At 62.9% G+C, this 4,625-nt stretch carries 5 protein-coding genes; 3 read left to right on the top strand and 2 right to left on the bottom strand.

What is annotated here, in order from left to right; translation table 11 throughout:
* Positions 1-838, bottom strand: an 838-nt coding sequence (locus ABUH87_RS08305; RefSeq protein WP_367772422.1) for an LLM class F420-dependent oxidoreductase, incomplete at its 3' end; no start/stop codon positions are given.
* Between the two features lie 102 nt (positions 839-940).
* On the bottom strand, positions 941-1,876 hold the full coding sequence (locus ABUH87_RS08300) for a LysR family transcriptional regulator (RefSeq protein ID WP_367772420.1): 936 nt from the start codon (positions 1,874-1,876) through the stop codon (positions 941-943).
* A gap of 448 nt (positions 1,877-2,324) precedes the next feature.
* On the opposite strand from ABUH87_RS08300, the gene ABUH87_RS08295 reads away from it, so the two are divergent.
* The 3 genes from ABUH87_RS08295 to ABUH87_RS08285 are packed head-to-tail and all read left to right on the top strand — an operon-like array spanning position 2,325 to position 4,393.
* Positions 2,325-3,308, top strand: coding sequence for an aldo/keto reductase (locus ABUH87_RS08295; RefSeq protein WP_367772418.1), 984 nt, complete (start codon positions 2,325-2,327; stop codon positions 3,306-3,308).
* 9 nt (positions 3,309-3,317) lie between these two features.
* A complete protein-coding gene (locus tag ABUH87_RS08290; protein ID WP_367772416.1) occupies positions 3,318-3,554 on the top strand; it encodes a hypothetical protein in 237 nt (78 codons plus the stop codon).
* Positions 3,551-4,393 (top strand): TauD/TfdA dioxygenase family protein, encoded by an 843-nt coding sequence (locus ABUH87_RS08285; RefSeq protein ID WP_367772414.1) that lies wholly within the window; start codon positions 3,551-3,553, stop codon positions 4,391-4,393. Before ABUH87_RS08290 ends, ABUH87_RS08285 begins: the two co-directional genes overlap by 4 nt.
* Positions 4,394-4,625: the final 232 nt, after the last annotated feature.

The raw sequence follows: 4,625 nt of genomic DNA, 5'->3' as shown, positions 1-4,625 counted from the left end.
CGTAGTCGATGTGCGCGTCGATATCGCCGCCCAGGCCCTTGTTCATGGACGGTACGCCCGCGTGAGTGCCGCCCGCATCACGCCAGCGCCTCAGGTGATCGACGGTTTCCTGCTTGTCTCGCGCGAACAGCGCCAGGAGTTCGCGGCCAAATTCTGCCTCTTCCCGCCCAAGTTCGCGCAAATGGTGCTGGACGCGGCCCCATGCCTCGACCGCACCTTCGCCCGAAGCGGCGAAGACGAAGCCGTCGCCGATGCGCGCGCCGCGTTCATAAGCAACTTCGCTGTGCCCGCCGATCCACAGCGGGATCTGTCGGCGCGGACGCGGGTTGATCCCGGCGCGATCGATCCGGTCGAACTCGCCCTGGAAGGTCAGGATGGGCGTGGTCCAGAGCTTGCGCAGATACTCAACCTGCTCCTCGACCCGCCGCCCGCGTGTCTTGAAGTTCTGCCCAAGGGCTTCGAACTCGACATAGTTCCAGCCGATGCCCACGCCCAGGCGCAGCCGCTCACGCGAAACCAAGTCGACGTCTGCCGCCTGCTGCGCCACCAGCACTGTCTGGCGCTGGGGCAGAACGAGCACTCCGGTCGAAAATTGCAGCTTCGTAGTGATCGCCGCGGCAAACCCGAACAGCACGAACGGATCGTGGAAGGTGTCCTTGTCGGTATAGGGCCCGGTCAACTTCGGCTCGCGCCCCTCGTGCGGGCACTTCACGACATGATCGTAGGCCATGAGGTGCGTGTAGCCCATCTGCTCGACGGCGAGGCAGAACTTGCGGATCGCGTCGGGATCTCCGGCGACCTCGGTCGTCGGGTAGGCAACACCAATCTGCATGTTCATCCTCTCTCCGAGTTCCGCCTTTCGGCGGCCTAGCTCATCGTGGAGACATATGACTAAGACAATGTCGGTCGCTGGGGTATGTCTGTTTGCTATACCCCTGCGCTAATCTGCCGTTCCCCGAATGCGGGCGCCGACAAACACCCCCATGTCCACCAGCCTCGCCAGTTCCTCTCTTAGGAAGCCCTCCACTGCAATTACCGCGCGCGGGGATTGTGCTCCCGATTGCATGGCGAGGAAGACCTGGCGCTTCGGTGCTGGATCGATGATCCGAGCGGTACGCAGGCGAGCGCTGGCAACTTGTTTTTGAACTGCAGATGGCGGCAGGATCGTGCACATCCGCCCGCTCTCCACGAGATCCATCATCAGCTGAAACGAGTCTGATTGAAAGGCAATCGCAAGCTGGGTCCTGCTTTTCGCTGCCGCAGTCTCGACTGCTACCCTTAAGCCGTGGATATGGCTCGGCAGCACCAGAGGGATCTGAGCTAGATCACGAAACGGGAGTTCGCCGCTTTCGGGAACGTGAGCCCTCGTGCCGACCAGCACCAGCTCGTCATCAAGGAGCCGGGTCGCGTTCACCCCAGAGGGGGTGGGTCCGTAGAGGATCGCGGCATCGAGCTCCCCTTGCTTGAGCCATTGCAGCAAGTGGCCCGAATATCCCTCGACTATGTGCAGCGAGACACCCGGCGCTTCGTTTGCCACGCGCTCCGCGAGATCCGGAGCCAAGACCGACACAAACGTTGGTGGCATGCCGAAGCTGACGCTGCCCACCGTCTGCGTCGGAAGCGAGCGGATCTCGTAAAGCGCATGGCCGATCTGCCGCAATGGACCAGCGATGCGGCTACGCAGCGCCTCGCCCGCTTCCGTCAATTGCATGCCACGGTGGCCGCGCGTGAACAGAGTCACGCCGAGCTCTTCCTCCAATATCCGCATCTGGCGGCTGAGCGAAGGCTGGGCGATGCGCAACCGCTCGGCGGTGCGCGTGAGCGAGCCGAGTTCCGCAATTTGGACGAAGTACCCAAGCCGCTTGAAGTCGGCCACTGCACGCTCCCCTCAACAAATATAGCCGACGCCTATACTCACGTGACACACATTGTCTTGGGCTATGACGTACCTGACAAGCTATTGGCGCGTCAAAGCACATCTGGAGAGGTCTGGTGGATCCCCAAGACGGGGCGCCATGCGGGAGGATCGAACATGCTGTTCATCTCCACGTGTTCATCGCCGATGAGGACCGGGCATCGCGCCGGTCAGTCCGCACCAGATCATGAACTACTTAGCAGAGCGGGTACTCAGATTGAGACAAGTCCCATTGATTTCAGGAGGGATCAGCAGGTCCCGAAGATCGCTGCCCTTGCGCTTCGGGCAGCCGTGGTATGCCTCGGCGCTATAGCTACACGACAGGTTTTATCGTGTTCTTGATGGCTTGGGTGCCTTAAACTCGGCTCAAACAGAACCCGTAAGTCACTCCGGGTCGAGAGGAATGCCGATGCACAAGCGCAATTTGGGAAGCCAGGGTCTCTGGGTTTCCGCACTCGGACTAGGGTGCATGAACCTGACCGCAAGCTATGGATCCACCGTAGCGGAGGCCGATGCGTTGAACCTCCTCGCCCGTGCAGTCGACCTTGGGGTGACCATGTTCGATACCGCGGAGATGTACGGCCCCTTCAAGAACGAGGTGCTGGTCGGTAGCGCCCTGCGATCGGTCCGCGACCGGGTGGTGATCGCCACCAAGTTCGGCTTCGCGATCCCGCCGGAGGGGGGCCGGCCCACCGGCGTAAATAGCCGGCCGGAGCACATTCGCGAGGTGTGTGACGCTTCGCTGCAGCGGCTGGGGATCGAGACGATCGACCTCCTCTACCAGCACCGGGTCGATCCGGCCGTCCTGATCGAGGATGTTGCGGGCACCGTTGGCGACCTGATTGCTGCGGGCAAAGTGCGGTACTTCGGTTTGTCGGAGGCTGCACCCGAGACGATCCGCCGCGCCCATGCAACGCATCCCGTCACGGCGCTGCAGACGGAATACTCACTTTGGTCCCGCGATCCCGAGCAGGACGTCCTGCCTCTTTGCCGCGAACTGGGCATAGGCTTCGTCGCCTACAGCCCGCTGGGCCGAGGCTTTCTTGCCACCGGAGCCAAGGAGCTGGCGAGCAACGACTTCCGACGCAACCTGCCCCGCTGGCAAGGCTCCGCGCTGGAGCGGAACCTCGGCCTGTTCGAGACGCTTGCGGCAATAGCGGCGGAGAAAGCGTGCACGCCGGCGCAGCTTTCGCTCGCGTGGCTGCTCCACAAGGGCGATGACATCGTGGCGATCCCCGGCACCACCAAGATCGCCCGTCTCGAGGAGAATGTCGCCGCGGCCGAAATCGCGCTCTCTCCCGACGAGATCGCCGCCATCGAGCGTGCCATTCCTGCCGACGCCGTTGCAGGCGCACGGTACGATGAGGCCGGCTCCGCGCTTCTATCCTTGTGAGTTATCGCTGTGAGCACGCGCAGGAACGACCGCATACTCGATACGCCCAACCTGGACGGCTGCATCGGCAAGACGCTCCAGTCCGGGCGGACGAAGGAGCCCCTACCCTACAATGGTTTCCGTCGCTGGACGCAGGCGATGCCCTACCCCGACCTGCTTCGTTACGACGCGATCGCGGGATTCGAATTGCCCCGTAAGAACAGCGACAGCCCGCTCGGGGATGGCGCTCAGGAAAGTGGAGAATGATGATGGCAACGCAAGAACTGACCGCCCTTCGGAGCGAAGACATCAAGCCGAAGATCGGCGCTCGGGTCCTCAACTCCAAGGAAGAGCTGCTTGCCGGCGACCTCGGCGGCGAGATCATGGACCTCCTGGAACATCGCGGCGTGCTCGTATTCCCGGAAATCAACTTTAACGATGAAGAGCACGTCGCCTTCACGAACACGCTCGGCAAGTTCGCGCGCGAGATGCGCGGCGAGGAGATCTACAAGGTCAGCCTCGACGAGAAGCAGAACGCCACCGCGGAATACCTGAAGGGCGCGTTCTTCTGGCATTTCGACGGCTTCATGTCGCCGATGCCGATCCGCGCCAGCCTGCTTTCGGCCAAGGTGCTGTCACCTCCAGGAACCGGCCGCACCGAGTTCGCGAACACTTACGCCGCTTACGAAGCGCTGTCGGACGAGGACAAGGCGCTGGTGGCCGACTTGCGGGCAGTGCACGCACTCGCCGCCACCCAGCTCGACGTCACGCCCGAGCCGACGTACGAGCAGTGGCAGGAATGGCGCGCGGTCGGCCGCAAGGAGCTGCCGCTGGTCTGGACACACAAGTCCGGGCGCAAGTCGCTGGTGATCGGCAACTCGGCGCACAACATCCTCGACTACGACCCGCTCGACGGTGAGGAACTGCTGATCCGCCTCCGCTCGTTCGCCACCGGCCCCGAGTTCACCTACAGCCACGACTGGAAGGTCGGCGATCTTGTGATGTGGGACAACACCGGAAGCCTGCACCGCGCAACCTACTATCCGCTCGACTGCGGTCGCATGATGCACCGCACGAAGATCGAAGGCGACGAGCCTATCGTTTGAAGCCAGTGCTGTGAGCACACGTCGGGGCGCGCCTGCCGCGTCCACGACACGCAAGGGAGCCCGCGATGTCGCCTGACCACCTGAAGCGAAACGAGAGCGAACTCGCAGCTTTGCGCCATGACGCCGAGGCCGGACGCGACGGACCTGTGCTCATGCTCAATCTCAACACCTACAAGGCCGAGGCGGGCTTTCCCGATGGCGCTCCCTATCGCGCCTACATGGATGCACTCGC

It is taken from the genome of Novosphingobium rhizovicinum (assembly GCF_040813635.1).
GTDB lineage: Bacteria > Pseudomonadota > Alphaproteobacteria > Sphingomonadales > Sphingomonadaceae > Novosphingobium > Novosphingobium rhizovicinum.
Note: the sequence above shows the minus strand (reverse complement) of the source record. Positions and strands in the feature narration are given on the sequence as shown.